Source organism: Pseudomonas sp. AD21 (genome assembly GCF_002878485.1).
GTDB lineage: Bacteria > Pseudomonadota > Gammaproteobacteria > Pseudomonadales > Pseudomonadaceae > Aquipseudomonas.
On sequence record NZ_NQYG01000016.1, the window covers coordinates 92,301 to 112,423 of the forward strand.

At 57.1% G+C, this 20,123-nt stretch carries 18 protein-coding genes; 15 read left to right on the forward strand and 3 right to left on the reverse strand.

Annotation, left to right across the window (positions count from 1 at the left end):
* The 4 genes from PseAD21_RS12910 (at position 1) to PseAD21_RS12925 (ending at position 5,465) form a co-directional block, all read left to right on the forward strand.
* Positions 1-2,415, forward strand: a complete 2,415-nt coding sequence (locus PseAD21_RS12910; RefSeq protein WP_102356021.1) for a TonB-dependent receptor — start codon at positions 1-3, stop codon at positions 2,413-2,415.
* Positions 2,416-2,476: 61 nt separating this feature from the next.
* Positions 2,477-3,658 carry an ABC transporter substrate-binding protein gene (locus PseAD21_RS12915; protein WP_102356022.1) on the forward strand — a complete coding sequence of 394 codons (1,182 nt, stop codon included), beginning with the start codon at positions 2,477-2,479 and terminating at the stop codon, positions 3,656-3,658.
* A complete protein-coding gene (locus PseAD21_RS12920) occupies positions 3,655-4,716 on the forward strand; it encodes an iron ABC transporter permease (protein WP_102356023.1) in 1,062 nt (353 codons plus the stop codon). Before PseAD21_RS12915 ends, PseAD21_RS12920 begins: the two co-directional genes overlap by 4 nt.
* Positions 4,710-5,465 (forward strand): ABC transporter ATP-binding protein, encoded by a 756-nt coding sequence (locus PseAD21_RS12925; protein ID WP_102356024.1) that lies wholly within the window; start codon positions 4,710-4,712, stop codon positions 5,463-5,465. Before PseAD21_RS12920 ends, PseAD21_RS12925 begins: the two co-directional genes overlap by 7 nt.
* 131 nt (positions 5,466-5,596) lie before the next feature.
* Here the strand turns inward: PseAD21_RS12925 and PseAD21_RS12930 are convergent, their stop codons facing one another.
* Positions 5,597-6,001 (reverse strand): thioesterase family protein, encoded by a 405-nt coding sequence (locus tag PseAD21_RS12930; RefSeq protein ID WP_102356025.1) that lies wholly within the window; start codon positions 5,999-6,001, stop codon positions 5,597-5,599.
* 282 nt (positions 6,002-6,283) lie between these two features.
* Here PseAD21_RS12930 and PseAD21_RS12935 point away from each other — a divergent pair, with 282 nt between their 5' ends.
* From PseAD21_RS12935 to PseAD21_RS12955, 5 genes are all read left to right on the forward strand, one after another.
* The gene (locus PseAD21_RS12935) at positions 6,284-7,465 is read left to right on the forward strand and encodes a ferritin-like domain-containing protein (RefSeq protein WP_102356026.1); all 1,182 of its coding nucleotides are present in this window, start codon (positions 6,284-6,286) and stop codon (positions 7,463-7,465) included.
* 10 nt (positions 7,466-7,475) lie between these two features.
* Positions 7,476-7,988: a PaaI family thioesterase gene (locus PseAD21_RS29505; RefSeq protein WP_146011282.1), complete on the forward strand. Its 513-nt coding sequence runs from the start codon at positions 7,476-7,478 to the stop codon at positions 7,986-7,988.
* Positions 7,975-8,238 carry an acyl carrier protein gene (locus PseAD21_RS12945; RefSeq protein ID WP_158242598.1) on the forward strand — a complete coding sequence of 88 codons (264 nt, stop codon included), beginning with the start codon at positions 7,975-7,977 and terminating at the stop codon, positions 8,236-8,238. Before PseAD21_RS29505 ends, PseAD21_RS12945 begins: the two co-directional genes overlap by 14 nt.
* 80 nt (positions 8,239-8,318) lie before the next feature.
* A complete protein-coding gene (locus tag PseAD21_RS12950; RefSeq protein ID WP_102356029.1) occupies positions 8,319-9,992 on the forward strand; it encodes an AMP-binding protein in 1,674 nt (557 codons plus the stop codon).
* On the forward strand, positions 9,989-10,564 hold the full coding sequence (locus tag PseAD21_RS12955; RefSeq protein ID WP_102356030.1) for a thioesterase family protein: 576 nt from the start codon (positions 9,989-9,991) through the stop codon (positions 10,562-10,564). The genes PseAD21_RS12950 and PseAD21_RS12955 overlap by 4 nt, the downstream gene beginning before the upstream one ends.
* A gap of 158 nt (positions 10,565-10,722) precedes the next feature.
* Here the strand turns inward: PseAD21_RS12955 and PseAD21_RS12960 are convergent, their stop codons facing one another.
* The gene (locus tag PseAD21_RS12960; protein WP_102356031.1) at positions 10,723-12,288 is read right to left on the reverse strand and encodes a carbohydrate porin; all 1,566 of its coding nucleotides are present in this window, start codon (positions 12,286-12,288) and stop codon (positions 10,723-10,725) included.
* 168 nt (positions 12,289-12,456) lie between these two features.
* Here PseAD21_RS12960 and PseAD21_RS12965 point away from each other — a divergent pair, with 168 nt between their 5' ends.
* The 6 genes from PseAD21_RS12965 (at position 12,457) to PseAD21_RS12990 (ending at position 19,291) form a co-directional block, all read left to right on the forward strand.
* Positions 12,457-13,731 carry an ABC transporter substrate-binding protein gene (locus PseAD21_RS12965; protein WP_102356032.1) on the forward strand — a complete coding sequence of 425 codons (1,275 nt, stop codon included), beginning with the start codon at positions 12,457-12,459 and terminating at the stop codon, positions 13,729-13,731.
* 21 nt (positions 13,732-13,752) lie between these two features.
* The gene (locus PseAD21_RS12970; RefSeq protein ID WP_102356033.1) at positions 13,753-14,715 is read left to right on the forward strand and encodes a carbohydrate ABC transporter permease; all 963 of its coding nucleotides are present in this window, start codon (positions 13,753-13,755) and stop codon (positions 14,713-14,715) included.
* Entirely contained in the window at positions 14,712-15,554 is an 843-nt protein-coding gene (locus tag PseAD21_RS12975; protein WP_102356034.1) for a carbohydrate ABC transporter permease, read from the forward strand. Before PseAD21_RS12970 ends, PseAD21_RS12975 begins: the two co-directional genes overlap by 4 nt.
* Before the next feature lie 27 nt (positions 15,555-15,581).
* Positions 15,582-16,727, forward strand: a complete 1,146-nt coding sequence (locus PseAD21_RS12980) for an ABC transporter ATP-binding protein (protein WP_102356035.1) — start codon at positions 15,582-15,584, stop codon at positions 16,725-16,727.
* A gap of 29 nt (positions 16,728-16,756) precedes the next feature.
* Positions 16,757-18,223 carry a glycoside hydrolase family 32 protein gene (locus PseAD21_RS12985; RefSeq protein WP_371859062.1) on the forward strand — a complete coding sequence of 489 codons (1,467 nt, stop codon included), beginning with the start codon at positions 16,757-16,759 and terminating at the stop codon, positions 18,221-18,223.
* 75 nt (positions 18,224-18,298) lie between these two features.
* Positions 18,299-19,291, forward strand: a complete 993-nt coding sequence (locus PseAD21_RS12990; RefSeq protein ID WP_102356037.1) for a LacI family DNA-binding transcriptional regulator — start codon at positions 18,299-18,301, stop codon at positions 19,289-19,291.
* 168 nt (positions 19,292-19,459) lie between these two features.
* On the opposite strand, the gene PseAD21_RS12995 is transcribed toward PseAD21_RS12990, so the two are convergent.
* Positions 19,460-20,113 (reverse strand): DUF1266 domain-containing protein, encoded by a 654-nt coding sequence (locus PseAD21_RS12995; RefSeq protein WP_102356038.1) that lies wholly within the window; start codon positions 20,111-20,113, stop codon positions 19,460-19,462.
* Positions 20,114-20,123 lie beyond the last annotated feature (10 nt).

Below are 20,123 nucleotides of genomic sequence, written 5' to 3' on the forward strand. Positions count from 1 at the left end.
ATGCTCGCTGCACGCCCTCTGCGTCCGGATCGTCAGTTCAAACCAGTTATTCGCAGTGCGTTGCTCAGCCTTGCCCTGATCGCGGCCGTCAGCCCGCTGGTTGTGGCAGGCATGCCGGTGCAACTGGGCACTGTTGCGGTGCGTGCCTACAACATTCCCGCAGGGCCGCTGGGCGCGACCCTGTCGAACTTTGCCGTGGATGCCGGTATTGCCCTGTCGTTTCAGCCAGCGTTGACCGAGGGCCTGAACAGCCCTGCGCTGATCGGCCAGTTCTCGACCCGGGACGCGGTCAATCGCTTGCTCGAGGGCAGTGGTCTGGACATGGTGTTGCGCAGCGACGGCAGCTACACCCTGGTACAGCGCCGACTGACCCTGGACGAAACCGCCGTGATCGGCAGCGAAAAAACCGCCGATGCCTTGCCACCGGTGTACGCCGGCGGCCAGGTGGCCAATGGCGGGCGCCTGGGGATCCTCGGCAATACCGATGTGATGGACGCGCCTTTCAGCATCAGCACCTACACCTCGACACTGATCAAGGACCAACAGGCGGTCACCGTGGGTGATGTTCTGGAGCGCGATTCTTCGGTGCGCTCCACGGGCCAGACCGGGGGCATCGTCGACTCGTTTTTCATCCGTGGTTTTCCCGTCGGTGAAGGCAACCTCGGTGAACTGGCATTCGACGGCGTGTACGGCGTGGCGCCCAACTACCGGGTGTTCACTGAATACGCCGAGCGTATCGAGCTGGTCAAGGGCCCCGGCGCCCTGCTCTACGGCATGTCGCCGAACAACGCGGTCGGCGGTGTGATCAACGTGGTACCCAAGCGTTCCCTTGATGAGGACCTGACCCGTGTCACCACCAGCTACGCGATGAACTCACAGCTGGGCGGCCACCTCGACGTCAGCCGGCGTTTTGGCGAGGAGCGTCGATTCGGCGTGCGCCTCAATGGCAGCACGCAACTGGGCGATGCCGCCATCGACGATCAATCGCGCCATGTCGATATCGGCGCCCTGTCCCTTGACTATCAAGGCGAACGCCTGCGCACCAGCTTCGACTGGCTCAATCAGGAAGAACGCTTCGACGCCGCATCACGGCCCTTCCTGATCGCCCCGGGCGTGGACATTCCGTCGGCAGCCAATGGCCGCATCAATGTCAGCCAGGACTGGGGCTGGTCGCGAACCCGTGACAAATCCGCGCTGCTCAGTGGCGAATACGACCTCAGCGACGCCCTCACGGTGTTCGCCCATGCCGGCGGCGGCAAGTCGGATGTCGCGCGGATGTCCGACCAGACCCCGACCATCATCAACGCGGCGGGCGATACCTCGTCGATTCCCGGCTATTACAAGTTCGAAGTCGAGCGCTACACCGTTGACACCGGTGCGCGCCTGCGATTCGACACCGGGCCGATCAGTCACCGCACATCCCTGCAGGTCAGCCGTTATCGCGATGTGCTGTCGCGCGGGATCATTTCCGGTGCGCCGATCCTGTCGAATATCTATCACCCGGTGGATCGCCCAAAACCGTACATCCCCAAGCCGGACACGCCAAAAGTCTCCGAGAGCGAACTGACCGGCGTGGCGCTGGCCGACACCCTGTCGGTACTCGATGACCGGGTACAACTGACCGTCGGCGTACGCCAGCAGCACATCAAGTCCGACAACTACAACGCCGCCGGGGTCGTCACCACGTCCTACGACGACGGCCGGGCCACGCCGCTCTATGGCGCGGTGATCAAGCCATGGGACCACGTTTCGTTTTACTACAACTACATCGAAGGCCTGAGCAAGGGCGACATTGCCCCCTCCACGGCATCGAACGCCGGCGAAATCTTTGCCCCCTACATCTCCCGTCAGCACGAGCTCGGGGTCAAGGCCGACTACGGCACCTTCACCTCCACCCTCTCCCTGTTCCAGATCACCAAACCCAGCGGCGAACTGGCTTGCGGGGGGTTTTCGGTGCAGGGCGAGCAACGCAATCGCGGACTTGAGCTGAATGTGTTCGGCGAAGTCGCCCCGGGCACGCGACTGCTCGGTGGCGTGACCCTGCTTGACGCACAACTGAGCAAAACCTCGGTGGCCGGCAACCGTGGCAATAAACCCGTGGGCGTACCCGAGGTGCAAGCCAATCTGTGGGCCGAATGGGACACCTCGTGGGTTGAGGGACTGACGCTCACCGGAGGGGCGATCCATACCGGCAGCCAGTACGTCAACCAGGCCAACACGCAGAAACTCGATGACTGGACCCGCTTCGACGTCGGCGCGCGCTACACCACACGCATCGACGAACGACCGACCACGTTTCGCGCCACCGTGCAGAACGTGTTCGATCACGAGTACTGGTCGGGCGTCGCCTCCTACGGCGCGTTCTCCCAAGGCTCACCGCGCACTTTATTACTGTCGGCAACTGTCGATTTCTGAAACGTTCAGCCGGGTGGCGGTGTGAGCCGTTGGCCGAACTGACTTTGCAAAGGCTTTGAGCATGGTGATTTTCGATCGACGCAGCTACGCGCTGGCGGCGCTGCTAATGGCAGGCGTGCTGGCTGTGTTTTCTCTGGTGCCGCGCACGGCGCACGCCGCCGAGGCAGATCCGGCGCGCACCGAGGTCACCGATCTGCTGGGGCGCAAGGTCAAGGTTCATCTGCCGGTCAGGCGCGTCATTCTTGGCGAAGGACGGCAGTTGTATCTGGTCGCCGCCCTCGACACGCAAAATCCCATCGAACGCATCGTCGGCTGGCGCAAGGACCTGATTCAGTCGGACCCGGACACCTACAACGCCTACCTGCGCAAATTTCCCGACATTGCCAAAATCCCGACCTTCGGCGGCTTTGAAGACGGCACCTTCGACATCGAGCAGGCGATCTCGCAGCGCCCGGACGTGATCATCCTCAATGTCGAGGCACAGCACGCCACCGAGGATGCGCGCTACATCGAAAAACTCGACGCACTGGGCATTCCAGTGGTGTATGTCGACTTTCGCAACAACCCGATGCAGAACACCGAACCGACCATGCACCTGTTCGGCCAGCTGTTTGGCAAAGAACAACGCGCGCAAGCGTTCATCGACTTTCGCAACCAGCAGATTCACCGCGTCACCGACGTCATCGAAAAGCAACACCCGGCCCGGCCCAGCGTGTTCATCGAGCGCATCGGTGGCTACACCGACGATTGCTGTCTGAGTTTCGGCAACGAGAACTTCGGCCTGTTCGTCGATATGGCCGGTGGCAATAACATCGCCCGGCGCATCATTGCGACCACGTTCGGCCAGTTGAATCCCGAGCAAGTGATCGTCGCCAATCCGGCCCACGTGGTGGTCACCACCGCCAACTGGGAGGCTTTTGCTCCTGGTGGTCATTGGGTCGGCGTCGGCCCGGGTGCCGACATGGCCGAGGCGCGCAAGAAACTGGCGTGGTACACCCAACGGCCAGCGTATGCGGGTATCAAGGCGCAGGACACGCAAGCCTTCCACGCCATCTGGCATCAGTTCTACAACAGCCCGTATCAGTTCGTCGCTATCCAGCAATTGGCGAAATGGTTCCACCCCGAACTGTTTGCCGATCTCGATCCGGATGCGTCATTTCGCGAACTGCATGAGCGCTTCCTGCCGGTGCCTTATGAGTCTGGCTACTTTGTCAGCCTGCGCGCGCCTGAGGTCAAACCATGAGCTCATTGACTGACGTAGTGGTCGTGCAGCGCGAAGCCTATCGTCGGCTGGGGCTGCGCAAACGTCTGATCCTCACAGGGCTGGTGTTCCTGTTGCTGTGCAGTGTGCTGCTCGACCTGGCGCTGGGGCCCGCGAGTTACAGCCTCGGCGAAGTGCTTGGTGCGCTGATTTCACCGGACAGTGCCTCGCCGCAGGTGCGTGTGGTGATGTGGGACATTCGTCTGCCGGTGGCGCTGATGGCGGTGGCCGTGGGTGCCGCGCTGTCACTGGCGGGCGCGCAGATGCAGACCATCCTCAATAACCCGCTGGCCAGCCCGTTTACCCTGGGCATTTCCGCTGCCGCCGGTTTCGGCGCTGCACTGGGCCTGGCGTTCGGTGTCGCGCTGTTTCCGCTGGCCGCACAATTCATGGTGCCGCTCAATGCGTTCATCATGGCCATGCTCTCGGCGCTATTGATCCATTTTCTGAGCATGCGTCGCGGCGTCACTGCTGAAACCATCGTGCTGCTCGGTATTGCGCTGGTGTTCACCTTCAATGCGTTGTTGGCACTGGTGCAGTTTTTCGCCACCGAACAGGCGGTAGCCGCCGTGGTGTTCTGGACCATGGGTAGCCTGACCAAAGCCACCTGGCCAAAACTGGGGGTGATCTGCGTGGTAATCCTGATCACCCTGCCGATCTTCGCCAAACGCGCGTGGGCCTTGACGGCCCTGCGTCTTGGCGACGACAAGGCCGCCAGTTTCGGCATCAACGTGCGCAGCCTGCGCTTTCAGACGCTGATCATGGTCAGCCTGCTCGCCTCGTTTCCCGTGGCATTCGTCGGCACCATCGGCTTCATCGGGCTGGTCGGCCCACACATTGCGCGCATGCTGATCGGTGAAGACCAACGGTTCTTCCTGCCCGCCTCGCTGCTGACTGGCGCGCTGATTCTCTCGGCCAGTTCCGTGGTCAGCAAAACCCTGATCCCCGGCGCGATCTTTCCCATTGGCGTGGTCACTTCGTTGATCGGCGTGCCGTTCTTCATATCTCTGATTCTGGGCGGGAAGAAAAACTCATGGTGAAGCTGCAACTGGACAATATCGGCGCCCGTTACGGCCAGCGCGAAATCATTCGTGACGTGTCGACATCGATGTTTTTCGGTGGCCAGGTGGTGGCTGTGGTCGGCCCCAATGCTGCCGGTAAATCGACGCTGTTCAAACGCATGGCCGGGCTGATCGACGGCCCCGGACAGGTGATACTGCAGGACTCGAAAAAAAGTTCGGCGAGCATCAGCTACATGCCTCAGGGCTTGAATGCCAGTGCACGTTTGACGGTCTACGAGTCGGTTTTGCTGGCCCGCAAGCAGTTGACGCCCGGTTGGGCCGTGAATGATGACGAACTGAAACTGGTCGACGAAATTCTCGCGGCGCTGGGCATCAGTGAACTGTCCTTTCGCAACCTGGGTGAACTCAGCGGTGGCCAGCAACAGTTGGTGTCCATCGCACAAACCTTGGTGCGGGAGCCGGAAATCCTGCTTATGGACGAACCGACCAGTGCGCTCGACATGCACCGTCAGGTGCAGGTGCTGAACTTCATGCGCACACTGGCCCGTCAACGGCAAGTGATTGTGTTTATCGCCATCCACGACTTGAACCAGGCACTGCGATTTGCCGATCAAGTGCTGGTCATTGCCGATGGCACCACTCAAGGAAGTGGTCCCACAAATGAGGTGATAACCGAACAGATGCTGCGCAGCGTCTATAAGGTGAAAGCCCGTATCGAACAATGCAGCCTCGGGTTGCGACACATACTCATCGACGATGTCAGTTGAGTGCCCACGTGTCTTTGATGTGCATCGTGCTGGCAGATGGGCACACCTTGGAATAATGCGTTGAAGCTTCGCGCGAGTCGGTGCCGGACCTGAGTATCCGATTGGATCACGAGACACATAGCGACTGGCGCCTATGAAAGAAGCACTCTCAATGGCGCGGGAATGGGTACAACTTCTTTACTGTCTGGTGAGATACATACATGTGTGATATTCGCTGTAAAAGACAATACGCCTTTACCTGAAAAACCCTCAACCAAGAAGGTAAAAGAGTGCTCTCCAAGCTTAGCCACACCAACCTTGATAATCATTTCGTCATCCCACGTCACCGGGGCCAGCAACTCTATCGACATCGCGCGCACCGGCGGCAATATATTAAAACCCATTAAAGTTCTAAGCCCAGGCGCTCCTACCCACCTATCGAGCGCTATACCAATAGCCTCTACAGCAAAATATGAGAACCGCGGGGTGTAAACCACCCCTGCCGGATCACAATCGCCGAACAAAACAGTTCGATTTACAAAAACCGCATCCGGCATTAGTCCATCCCTGTAGTTATTGCCTGACCAAGCGGCCGGCAGCTTGCCTTAAGCCTCACCTTCTTGAAGCCCATTTATCACAAAAATACCGGATTAGCAATCAGACCAAGGTCTTGTGATCAGCGCCTGATTCACTTCTTTTTTTTGGATCCAACGTCTATATACTGCGCCCCGCCGTGACCAAGACTGGATTTATGGTCTAAAAACTGACCTTACAGTCATGGTTCTGGCGCGACACGCTCAGGTGTCGATATGGAGATGTAAACATTGCAAAGGACTTCCATGAATATCTTTTACCTTCATTCCGGTGACATTAACTCGTCCGCTATCTCGCTAGTTGACCGCAAGGGTTATTCTGTCGTCGAAAAAGCCATTCATGAGTTTGTTAATGACGTTGACTTAGAGGATTCCGGTTGCTCGGTTATTCTGATCGCCTCTGACCAATTGCATGAAGTAGAACAGGTGCTGGAAGCCGTCAAAAAACCAGGCCTGCTGGTCAGTACACGGGTTTTACTGGTCAGCGATGACCCGAAAGTGTGCACCCTCGGAGATTCGGTAAAATACGACATTCAAGGTGTCATCTCGCCTGAAACGTCAATAGCCGACATTGAGAAAGTTATCGAGAAAGCGATTTTTGCTTTTACGACCCTTCAATCAAAGCACAACATCAAGGAGTTCTATCTAGATAATAAGTTTAACGAAGTCTTTGACTGGTTCGAGCAATCACGATGGGAATGGTCGGAAATCGGGGATCTTTCAAATATCGATAGAAGCCTGTTGACTGATGAAGACATTCAGCTTCTGCATGACGGTGCTGTTGTAGAGCATACGACACTTCCCGGCTCACACAACTTCCTCAACGAATGGCGTGATGAATTCGGGTTTTCCACCTGGTCATTGATGTGGGGCGCGGAAGAAGCCAGGCATGCTTTGGTTCAGGCCAAATACCTGAAGCAATTGGGTATCGAGGTTCGCTCAAAACACGCCATGTTTACGCGTAAGCCGTATGAGGTGGGTGACTACCCTTCCGCTACTCTAATGATGAACGTGATCTCTGAGTACCGGGCGGCGAACTACTACAACCTGCGTGCACATCGCACGAATGAGCCCACACTGAAGAAAATCTGGCGCTTGCTCAGCAAGGACGAATCTCGTCATGCCAAGGCGTTCTATGTTTTCTGCAAAGAGTTGTGTGAGGAAAGCGATGTCAACATGTTGGAAGCCCTCAAGATGGCTTATGTCTGGCTGATTGATGCGTCCTATGGCGTCAAGCATCCTGCCGGCTTGTTTTTCCCGAACGCGGACTCACCCGACTCGGTCAAGACCATTGAGCAGGACGTGGTGGGCGATGATGACAATGAACGCGGTGATGCCAACGTCTATCGCGCCTTGCGTAATCTCACCGGCAATAAAGCCATCGTCGATACGCGCTCACTGAAATCCGAGATCCGCGCCAGAATGTAGGTCATGCTTCATGAAAAACGCTCTTGTAGATGAGGTAGATGTAGCATCGAATTGTTTTGGTTGCAGCGTTCAAAACGATATTGGCTTGAAATTAGTGTTTGATGACGGCTTGGACGAGGTGTCTGCCCCCGTATCTCTGGGGCGTGAGTATGAATCGTACCCCGGCATAGTTCACGGTGGAATTGTTTCTACGGTTCTGGATGAGTCCATGGGAAGAGCCATTATGGTCTTCACTGGCAAAATGGCGGTGACGATGGGGCTGCGAGTGCGCTTCATCAGTATCTGCGAGTCATTTGCAGCATACCGAGTCACCGGCAAAATCATCTCCATGACCGGCAACATGATTAAAGCTGAAGCACGACTCTTGACCCCGGCAGGCGATCTGGTTGCCTTGGGTGAGGCATCGTGGATTGTGATTGAGCCTGAGTCGGTCATCAGTGGGCAGACTAAAGTCCCACATAGAACATCTCTTTATATAGAAAATGAAGTTAACCGCAATGGAGCTGCTTGTGAACGAAATTGAATTCGATGTGTTGGACATTATAACCAAGGTCGTTGGCCTGGACGTCGGCTCGGTAACGACAAGTACCAGCATCAGAGATCTTGGCGTGACATCGATGAAGATCGTCGAAATGATTTTGATGATCGAGAAGAAATACAACATCGAAATGCCTGATGACGCAACATACACTATTGAAACTGCGGGACAGCTGATTGCAACCGTGCAGGTGTTGGTTGAAGCCAATCAAGTTGAGTCGCTCGTTATTAGTTGATCGGCCAATAGGTTGCGCCTTGCCGTAGATCAATAGACGGCAAGGCGTTTATTCGCCAATTTTAAAAATCAGGGAATGATGTGATTACGATATTGACTGCACTTTCACGTACAGCCAAGCTGTCACCAGAGCGCGGATTTCACGTTATTAAAAATGGCAAGGTTACGTCATTTTTGAGCTATGCCAGCCTGCATGAAAGCGCACTGGCCAACGCCAGTTCAATGCGTGGGCAGGTAAGGCTAAACGAACGAGTCGGGTTGATATTTTTCAACGAACTCAGCTTTATCGAAAGCTTCTTCGCCATCCTGTTTGCGGGTGGCGTCCCCGTCCCCATCGCACCGCCGCAACCGTTCTCCCCGTTGCATGGTTTCTTCCGGCGGGTCGGGCTAATTGCCAGGCAATCCAATATCCACAGAATTCTGGTTTCCGAATCGATCAGCGATGAGGTCAAAGAATCTCTCGGCATTCATACCTCCTCGATCGTGCAAACGCTTGATGAGTTCTGCGCTCTGGATGAGAGCGATGCAGTGGTTCCACTTGCTGCCCCCAACGCAATCAGTGATACCGCGTTGATCCAGTACACTTCCGGCAGCACTTCGGATCCGAAAGGGGTCGTGGTCTCTCAAGAAAATCTGATCTTGAATGTCGCCGCGATGTGCGAAGCGTTTGAAATGAATGCCGAGTCTGCCGGTGTGACGTGGCTTCCGTTCTTTCATGACATGGGTTTGATCGGGGGGCTTTTATTGCCTGTGTTTGCCGGCTCTGACTCTTACATCATGCGAACCGCTGACTTTGTTAAAGCGCCGCTTAGCTGGTTAAGGGCCATCTCCGACTTTTCCTTGAAGATTTCACCCGCGCCCAACTTTGCCTATAAGTATTGCCTGGAACGATTCAACGCCGACTCTTTATCAGGCTTGAACTTGACCTCCTGGCGCTCCGCCACAAGCGGAGCGGAACCCATCAACCCCAAAGTCATGCGAGCCTTTGCGCAGGCTTTCGCTCCTTACGGCTTCTCTGCAGATTCGATCATGCCTCTGTATGGAATGGCCGAAGCGACGCTCGGGGCAACGTTCAGCGCCGTAGGCGCAGGCATGCAAAGTATCTATGTCGACCGTGAGGCCTTGAACAAAGGTCTGGTTGTGCGGACAGACAACGATGCCCCCGGAAACAAAGAGATCGTCTCGTGCGGGAAGCCCATTCGCCATGTAGAAGTTAGCATTCGTGCCGACAACCTGCAGTTTATGAATACCCCGCTCCTGCTGGGTGAAATTGCGCTGAAAGGCCACTCTGTATGCAGCGCATATGACAACGATCAGAAAAACACCACGGCGATGCTTGAAAATGGCTGGTTCTTGACTGGCGATATAGGCTTCTTGCTTGAGGAGCAGTTATATGTCGTGGGGCGAAGTAAGGAAGTCATCATTATCAACGGCGCCAATTACTTCGCCAATGACATTGAAAGTTATACCTCTGAAGTCGATGGCGTTCGAGGCGTTGTGGCCGTTGCGCAGATCGGATCGGACAGCGAAGAGTGCGCGTTACTCATCGTTCCGGCAAAAGGCAGTGACCCAGACAATCTGACTAAAATCGTTCGCAGAAAGATCAATGACGAACTGGGAATCCACATCGCGAGTATCGATATCATTGCTGCCGGGCAGCTGTTCAAAACGACCAGTGGAAAGATTGATCGAGCGAAAATGAAATCACTCTACAACGAAAACTTCTCACGATCCGCCGAGGCCGTTAACCCATGAACCTGTTTTTCAGATTATTCATCATGTCGTTGGCGGGTGCTGTAATGCGATGGCGCAAACCTGCCAATTTCAGGAGCGCGACAACCATTAAATTCACCGCCGCACCGCTCGATATCGATTTGAACATGCACATTAATAACGGGCGTTTCCTATCACTTGCAGATCTCGGCAGGCTGCATTTCCTGTGGTCTGTCGGCACGCTTGGGGGGATTCTGAAAAACGGCTGGATGCCTCTGGTAGGCAACGTGGATATTGAATACAGAAAGTCGATAAAACTTTTTCAACGGTTTGAAGTTAAAACCGAACTTCTTTACTGGGATGAAAAATGGTTTTACTTCCAGCATGTCTTCATGCTTGGATCGAAGGTGTCGGCAGTGGCCAACGTCAAGGCACTCTTGATCGACCGCTCGCGCAAAACTGTTGAGCCTGCCCGAATATTTGCACTGATCGGTGAATGCCCTGAACGTCCAGCCGTGCCCGATTCCATCAAGGATTGGGTAATACGCCCCCGGGCACAACCCCAAACTGCGACGTCCTTACCGCCCAAAGCCCTCGAATCACAGAGCGAGTAACACTGATGGCTTGAACGACGCATCCCAAAGCGGCTGCTCTTCGTTTTGAGCCATCAATTTATAGCCAACCTCAAAGTGGATGGCTGCAGCCGACATCTCTGTTTGCGACAACAGCCAACAGGTGTGCTCAGGACGTGTTGGCCGAACGCGTTCAAATATTAAAACCAGGTTTCCATCTGAATGCCGTATTGCCAGACACCTCCAGCGTGGAAGTCGGTCATGCCGAAGGAATCCGTGGTACTGAATCTGTCCAGGTCCGAAGACCAGTTCATGAAGCTTGCGAACACTCGCAACTCGGGACGCGTGAGAAGATCTGCGACGTCAAGTTTGAATGTCGGGGCGACCGTGAATTTCCAGAAGTTACCGTCGACCGCATTACGCTGCAGATAGCCCTTGGGATCGAGATTCATGGTTTGCCAGCTCATTTCGTAGGCCATTTCGAAGTTGCTGTTGATTTTGTTAGCCAATCGCACGTTCAGGGTCAGCCAGCGGTAGTCGTCACCCTTGACGTATCTATCCTTGCTTTGCTCGGCCAGCAAGCTGGGCCCGATACGCCAGTCAGGCGCAAGCGGGGTCTCACCGTAAAGTGCAAGACGCAGCGCGCGGGCGTCGTCAATCAGTTCCCCGTCCGAGCCGACGTTCTTGACCTCTGCCCCCAGACCTTGCCCATAGAGCAGCGCCGTTTTGAAGAAGCCTTCCCTGCCGAAAAAGTTTTTCTGATGGTTGGCCAGCATGCTGTGCAAGCCGGAATTCGCAGGCGTCAAACCGGCTTTATTGGTGCGCGTAGCGAAATCGTTTTTCTTGGCGCCGATGGCGTTGTACATCCACTGCCACTGGCCATCGTTGAAGAACTGGTTGGAGGTCAGGATGTAGCTCTCCACGTCGGCATTAATACCGCTTTGACTGAAATCCCCGTAGCTGCGCCCAATCAAGGAGTAGTTCGAGCGCCAATTCTTGCTCATCTGCACATCGTAAATTCCGCCGCCGGTGCCGGCCAGGTAAACGACGTCCGAGTCCAGCCAGTGGATATCGAAATTATCTCTGTCGAAGCGCTTGCCTGCCCACAGCGTGGAGTTCTCGAACACTGAGTTCCCTTTGAACGCAGCGACATGGTCGAGCGTTGTGAATACCTGGCGTACGTTCAGTTTGCTTTCGTCCGCCGTCCAGTCGTTGGAACTTTCCACACCGTCGGCGATGGAGACCGTGAATTTGGAGCGGGTGCCGTTTTGCGCATAGATTTCTTTCGACAGGTCTATGCGCATGTAGGTGTCGTCTTCGTTACCAAGTCGCCCGACTGCCCCGCCCACCGAACCGGCCGGCGTTGTATAAGGGCCGCCACGGCCACCCCCCAGCCCCTCGTCGATCAGCAATCCTGAGCGGGCATAGCCGTTGAAGCTGAACCCGTCAGTGAGGTGTCCGGTATTGCTCTCTTTCTCCAGGCTTTGCTGACGGGCTTCGAGTTTTGCCACTCGGGTATCCAGGGCCGGCGCCGAAGTGACTGGCGCAGTGGACGCGGCGGGCTGTAAGGCGGGAGTGGCGAGTTTGAGTTGCTGCAATTCCCTGGCAAGTGCCTGGGTTTGCTGTTCGGCTGCGGCTGCACGCCTTTCTGCTGCGCTGGTGCGGGCTTCAAACGCGGCCATGCGCTCTTCCAGAGTCGCGGCCTGAGAGGTCACCGCCGATGTGCCCAGCACACCTGCAAGTAGCCAGCTTGTTCCTTTCTGCATGTGAATTTCCTGTTTTGTTTTTATTGTTTGGTTACGCCATCTGCCCTTTTTTTCGTGAGTGGCGAGTTGTCACAATCGATTAAAAAAAGGGTGCCTCATCGCAAATACGCTGCTACATTTGGCGATGTTAACGTTAACTTTTCTAAAAACAAAAATAAAGGATGCTTGATGAAACATCTGAAATCGCTCCTGCCAGCCGCATTAATCACCCTCTGTGCCGGACTCCCATCCGTCTCGAGCGCAGCCGATCTGACGATCTCCTGCGGTGCGGTGGGTGCAGAGTTGCAACTGTGCAAGGAGGCCGTCGAGAGATGGTCGAAACAGACTGGCAACAACGTCGAGGTGGTTTCCACGCCTAACTCGGCGACCGAAAGGTTGTCGTTCTACCAGCAGATCCTCAGTGCGCAGTCCACCGACATCGACATCATTCAGATCGATATGGTGTGGCCGGGGATGCTGGCCAAACATCTGCTGGATCTGCGTGAGGCGCTTCCAGCCAACGCGACTCAAGGCTACTTCCAGGCACAGGTCGATAACGCCACGGTCAACGGACGGCTGGTGACGATGCCGTGGTTCACCGACTCGGGCCTGCTGTATTACCGCAAAGACCTGCTCGAGAAATACAACAAGCAGGTTCCCCAGACGTGGGAGGAAATGACCGCTACCGCCAGGGATGTTCAACAGGCTGAACGCAACGCAGGGAACGCCAATGCGTGGGGTTACATCTTTCAGGGACGCGCTTACGAAGGGCTGACATGTAATGCGCTGGAGTGGATCAGCAGCCAACCGGAAGGCGGGCTGATCAATCAACGCGGAGACATCGTGGTCAACAGTCAGGCCTCAAGAGCGGCTTTGACGTTGGCGAAAAGCTGGGTGGGAGACATCTCCCCGCGTGGCGTGCTCAATTACACCGAGGAAGAAGGCCGTGGCGTATTCCAGTCGGGTAATGCGCTGTTCATGCGCAACTGGCCTTATGTCTGGGCCCTGGTGCAAAGCCAGGACAGTGCCGTAAAAGACAAAGTCGGGGTAGCTCCCCTGCCCCGCGGCGGCGAGACCGGCGACCATGCCTCCACCCTCGGTGGTTGGGGCCTTGCGGTATCGCGCTACAGCGCACATCCCAAACTTGCCGCCGAACTGGTGAGCTATCTGACCAGTGCCCAAGAGCAAAAACATCGTGCCCTGATAGGCGCCTATAACCCGGTGATCGAGTCGCTGTATCAAGATCCCGAGTTGCTCGCGGCCATGCCTTATTACGCTCAGCTGCACAGCATTCTCAACGATGGGGTCATGCGCCCGGCCTCAATCACCGCCGATCGCTATCCACGAGTCTCCAATGCGTTCTTCGATCGAGTGCATGGCGTGCTGGCGGGCGAGTTGCCCGTCGATCAGGCGCTGGCCGAACTGGAAAGCGAACTCACGCGCATCAAACGCCAGAACTGGTAAGCCACAAGGAAGGAAACCACCGTGTCTGTCTCTACTACCCATGCCCCCTTTGACGAGCTTCTGCTCACCAGGGAAACGCCCGTACAACGCCGCCGCGTGCGTGCTGCCTGGTTGTTTCTGACACCGATGCTGCTGTGTCTGGCGCTAGTGGCCGCCTGGCCGCTACTGCGCACATTCTGGTTCAGCCTGACCGACGCCAACCTGGCTGACACCGGTGGTGGAACGTTCATAGGCTTGAGCAATTATCTGTTCCACAACGGTTCCAGCTGGTCGGGCATCCTCGTCGATCCACAATGGTGGAACGCTGTGCGCAACACCTTGCATTTCACCGTAGTGTCGGTGGGACTGGAAGTCGTATTGGGGCTGCTGGTGGCGTTGCTGCTGAACATCAAGTTCACCGGCCGCTCTCTGGTACGTGCGTTGATTCTGATTCCGTGGGCGATTCCGACCATTGTCTCGGCGAAGATCTGGTCATGGATGCTTAACGACCAGTTCGGCATCATCAATCACCTGATGCTGAGCCTCGGTCTGATTGACGCGCCCCTGGCCTGGACGGCAGACGCCGATCTGTCGATGTGGGCGGTGATCATCGTTGACGTCTGGAAGACCGTGCCTTTTGTCACGCTGCTGATGCTGGCGGCCTTGCAGATGTTGCCGAGCGATTGCTACGAAGCCGCAAGGGTCGATGGCATTCATCCGCTGAAAGTGTTCTGGCGTGTCACGCTTCCTCTGTTGATGCCTGCACTGCTGGTGGCGGCGATCTTCCGCATCCTCGACTCGCTGCGGGTATTCGACGTTATCTATGTGCTGACCTCGAATTCGTCGAGCACCATGAGTATGTCGGTGTATGCCCGCCAGCACCTGGTGGAGTTCCAGGACGTCGGTTACGGCAGCGCGGCTTCGACGCTGTTGTTTCTGGTGGTGGCAGTGATCGCCATGCTTTATCTCTACCTCGGACGCCGTCAACTGGAGGTCCGCTCATGAGCCCGCGCCTGCTGAAAAAAACCCTGTTGCGCCTCGGGTTCTGGTGTCTGATCGGGATTTTGCTGCTGTATGCGGTGTTCCCTTTCTACTACGCCATCGTCACGTCGCTGAAGCCGTCCAGCGCCTTGTTCGAGGTGAGCTACTGGATCGAAAACCCCGACTTCTCCAATTATGCGGCGGTACTCCACCAAGCCTCATTCCTGCGGGCGATTGGTAATTCGCTGGTGGTCGCACTGTGTGTAGTGACACTGGCGCTGTTCCTCAGCCTGACCGCCGCCTATGCCTTGGGCCGAGTGAAATTCCGTGGACGTGGCACGGTGTTGATGATGGTCCTTGGCGTGTCGATGTTTCCCCAGGTCGCGGTGCTGTCGGGGCTGTTCGAGGTGATCCGCGCCCTGGGTCTGTACAACACGTCCTGGGCGTTGATCCTGAGCTACACGATTTTCACCCTGCCCTTCACCGTCTGGGTGCTGACCACGTTCATGGGGCAACTGCCCCATGAACTGGAGGAAGCGGCAATCATGGATGGCGCTTCACCCTGGGTCACGCTGACCCGCGTGCTGTTGCCGCTGCTCTGGCCTGCACTGGTCACCACTGGCTTATTGGCCTTCATCGCGGCGTGGAACGAGTTCCTGTTTGCCCTGACCTTCACCCTCACCGACACCCAACGCACGGTGCCGGTCGCCATCGCCTTGATTTCCGGCGGCAGCCCCCATGAGTTGCCTTGGGGATTGTTGATGGCTGCATCGGTGCTGGTCACCGTCCCACTGGTGATTCTGGTGCTGATCTTCCAGCGCCGAATCGTTTCCGGTCTCACTGCCGGCGCGTTAAAGGGTTGATGCCCAACAAAGACAAGGAACAGCATCGTGATCAAATTGAAACTGGACAACGTGAACAAACAATTGGGTGGCGCGCGGATTCTTCGCGACATCAACCTGGAAATCGCTGCGGGTGAGTTCGTGGTGTTCGTCGGCCCTTCGGGCTGCGGAAAATCGACCCTGCTACGGCTGATCGCCGGGCTGGATTCGATCTGCGCCGGCGAGCTGCTGATTGACGGGCGACGGGTCAACGACCTGGAGCCGCGCGAGCGTGGCGTCGGCATGGTGTTTCAGTCTTATGCGCTGTACCCGCACATGAGCGTCTACGAAAACATCAGTTTTGGTCTCAAGCTGGCCAAGACTGAAAAGAGCAGCCTGCGCGAGCGCGTGCTGAAAACTGCGCAAATCCTGCAATTGGACAAACTCCTGCAACGCAAACCGAAAGAACTGTCTGGAGGGCAGCGTCAGCGTGTGGCCATGGGCAGAGCCATGGCGCGGGAACCGGACATTTTGTTGTTCGATGAGCCGCTTTCCAACCTTGATGCATCCTTGCGGGTGCAGATGCGCAACGAAATCGCCCGGCTGCATGACCGACTGAGCTCGACCATGATCTACGTCACCCACGATCAAGTGGAAGCGATGACCCTGGCCGACAAAATTGTCGTGCTCAATGGCGGTCACGTAGAACAGGTCGGTTCACCCCGCGAACTCTATGAGCGTCCGGCCAGCCGCTTTGTCGCCGGTTTTCTCGGTTCGCCCAGAATGAACTTTCTACCGGCACGCCTGCATGCCCTGGGCGAAACCAGCCAGGTCGACACTCCCGTTTTAGGGATGACCACCCTGCCCTTCGACAGCTCGAACCTGGCGGCAGGCGCGCAGTTGAGCCTGGGGATTCGTCCGGAGCATGTCTCCCTCAAGGCGGCGGATGGAACCGCCGGCGTTGTCGTGACCGGGGTCGAATACCTGGGCAGCGAAACCTATGTGCACCTGGATACCGGGCAGGACGAGCCGTTGACCTGTCGTTGTGAGGTCAGCGCCGGTTGGCAGGTGGGCGATCGGGTCGAACTACAACTGGACATCGACAACCTGCACCTGTTCGACGCCGACGGCGCCGCCTTGAAGCGCCATCCACAAGCCATTGAAACCCTGCCGGATGGCGCTTCTCTGCGCCCGGTACGAGCACGCGCCCTATGACCTTGTCTTTGAAAACCCTGAGCAATCCAATGTCTTCGTCCCTTGACCTTGCGCAGCGTGCGCTGAGTGACAGTCAGTCGCGCGTTATCCAGGATTATCGGCCCGGGTATCACATTTCTCCGCCGGCAGGCTGGATGAACGACCCTAACGGGGTCGTGTACTTTCGTGGCGAATACCACGTGTTCTATCAGCATTACCCCTTCGACGCGAAATGGGGCCCGATGTATTGGGGGCATGCCAAGAGTGCCGATCTGGTTCATTGGCAGCACCTGCCCATTGCGCTGGCACCCGGCGATGACTACGACCGTGACGGTTGTTTTTCCGGCAGCGCCGTGGTGTGTGGCGATACCCTGGCGCTGATCTACACCGGGCACACCTGGCTGGGGGAAGTGGGTGACGAGCGCTTCATCCGTCAAGTCCAGTGCCTGGCAACCAGTACCGATGGCATCCGGTTCGTCAAACATGGCGCCGTCATCGACACCGCGCCGCAAGACACCATCATGCACTTTCGTGACCCCAAGGTATGGCAGGAGGATGACTGTTGGTACCTGATTGCCGGCGCACGTCTGGGCGATGTGCCGCTGCTGCCGTTGTACCGCTCCACCGATCTGCACGCTTGGGAGTTCCTTGACTATGTGTCCAGCGGCAACGCGGGCGATGGTTATATGTGGGAATGCCCGGATCTGTTCCGCCTGAATGGACGCGATGTACTGCTGTACTCTCCCCAGGGCATGCAAGCCGAAGGTTACGACCGGCTCAACAAGTACCAGACCGGTTATCGAGTGGGCGAACTCGATAGCAAATGGCACTTCACTGGCGGGCCTTTTATCGAACTGGATAACGGCCACGACTTCTATGCCGCGCAAACGCTACAAGCCGCTGATGGTCGGCGCCTTGTGTGGGCTTGGCTCGACATGTGGGAAAGCCCGATGCCGAGCCAGGCCCACCACTGGTGCGGCATGCTCGGTTTGCCGCGCGAACTTGAGCTGTGTGCCGATCGCCTTTGCGTGTATCCGGCACGGGAGCTCACCGCTTTGCGCAAGGCGCCATTGCCGGGCACGGCTTGGTGGGATGAGTCCGGCACCCGGTGGGTGCCAGACGTGAAAGGCGACATGCTCGAAATCCATGTGCATCTGGATCTGCTCGGCTGCACCGGGGACTTGGGGATCGCCTTGCGTTGCAGCGATGATGGCCGTGAAGAAACCCTGCTCTACTATGATCCATCACTGCAGCGCCTGGTGCTTGACCGCAGCCACTCGGGTGCGCAAGTCAGCGGCCAGCGCAGCGTGGCGATAGACCCGACACAAGAGCGGCTGGAACTGCGTGTGTTCCTTGATCGCTCGTCCATCGAGGTGTTCGACGAAAACGGGCGTTTCAGCCTCAGCAGTCGCCTCTACCCGCGGCCCGACAGTCTGGGGGTGAAGCTGTTTGCCAGCGGGAGTGGCGGGCGTGTCTCGATTCCCAAGGCATGGCCGCTCGGTTCTGGCTGGCTATGAGTGGCGTCATTCAAGTCGCGAGAAGCCCGGGCTCTGTGTCATGATTCTGCGTCAACCTGACCGGCCTTGCCTCGCATGACTTCAGTGAAAGACGTTGCACAGCTGGCCGGCGTGTCCCTGATGACGGTTTCTCGAGCGCTCAACAACCCGGAAAAACTGAGCCCCGAAACCCTTCTGCGGGTGCGTCGAGCCATTGATGAACTGCAATTCGTACCGAGCCTGTCAGCGCGCAAGATGCGCGGCGACAACCTCCAGTCGCGAACCATCGGTGTGTTCGCGCTGGACACCGCGACCACACCATTCGCGGTCGAGTTGCTGCTGTCCATCGAACAGACCGCGCAGCAAGCAGGCTGGAATGTCTTTATCCTCAACCTGTTAAGCAACCCGCCCACCGACCAGAACATCGACCTGATGCTGTCGCACCGTCCGGACGGGTTGATCTTCAGCGCCATGGGGTTTCGCCAGGTGTGCATTCCCGAGCGATTGAAGAGCAAACCCCTGGTGCTCGCCAATTGCGTGGCCGATGACAGCCGTCTCGTCAGCTATGTGCCCGACGACGAAATGGGCCAGTATCGGGCCGTCCACCACGCGTTGAGCCTCGGCTATAAGCGTCCTCTGTGTATCAACCTGCCAAAACAAAGCCTGGCCTGGGGGCTGCGACAAAAAGGCCTGCTGCGTGCCTGTCAGGCATTCGGACTGGCACCTGACGCGCTCCTGCAATACGACCTTTCCGATCATGATGCCTATTGTGAAACAGCCGCTGTCCTCGACCGACACACCATTGATGGCCGACCCCAATTCGACATTCTGATCTGTGGCAACGACCGCATTGCCTTTTGTGCCTATCAGCTGTTGCTGAGCCGTGGCCTGAAAATCCCCGATGATGTCGCCGTGCTCGGCTATGACAACATGATCGGTATTGCGCAGCTGTTCATTCCGCCGCTGACCACGGTGCAACTGCCGTACTACGAGATCGGTCGCAAGGCTGTACGGCACCTGATCGAGTCCCTCGACGTATCGGGAGCCCAGCCAGTGGATTGTCCATTGGTGGTCAGAACATCTTTATGAGAATGGGTTGGTTCGCTGATAGCGCTGCCGATTACTTTCGATTTGCTGACCGTCTTCAACCGCACCTCGTGAATGAAATACAAAGAGAGCCCGCGAGGGGGCCCTTCTGTACTCAAACAAGTAACCGCGCTGCTCCAGCGCCGCGAACAAGGCCGCGAAGTCGATACACTACCGCGACAGAACCGGGTTCAACGCTGCTGGCGTATGCCAGGAAGTGTCGGCCCAGGCACCGCTGCCGGGGGCCAGCAACTGGCGAAGATGCTGCTCGGGGAACGCTTTACCCAGCGAGTCGACGCGAAACGCTGCAACCCACTGTTCGCGCCCTGACTTATAGGCTGTGCCGAAATCCTCCCAACTGTCGAAGCAGTCCTGCGCTCGCTGTGCATTAAGCAGCAGCACCAGCCAGGCGAGATCAGGCTCGATCCAACGCATCAGTAGCGCACAACGGACCAGAAACGCTACCCGCGCGCAGGCAAAAGCCATGGCCGCACGCGGCTCATCATTGGCCGTCAGCGCCTGCAGGTCGAGGCGGTACCATTGCTGTTCAAGGGTCGCACTGAAGTGCGACCGCACCGCCTCGTCATTGCAATTGCTGCGTATCCCGGCCTGGTGCAGCAACGCTGTGCGCATGATTTTTTGCGCTTGCTCGGTGAAGTGATCGCACGCCGGCGAGTAGAACCCCTCGACTTGCATTGCATCGGCCATGGGCCTGGCCAGCAGCAGCGACCAGTGCTTGCGCTGGCTGAACAACCGCGGGCCGCGTGGCTGGAATGCTCGCCACAACAACCACGCTGAAACAATAACTGTGATGAGTAAAAACATGCGGTTCTCC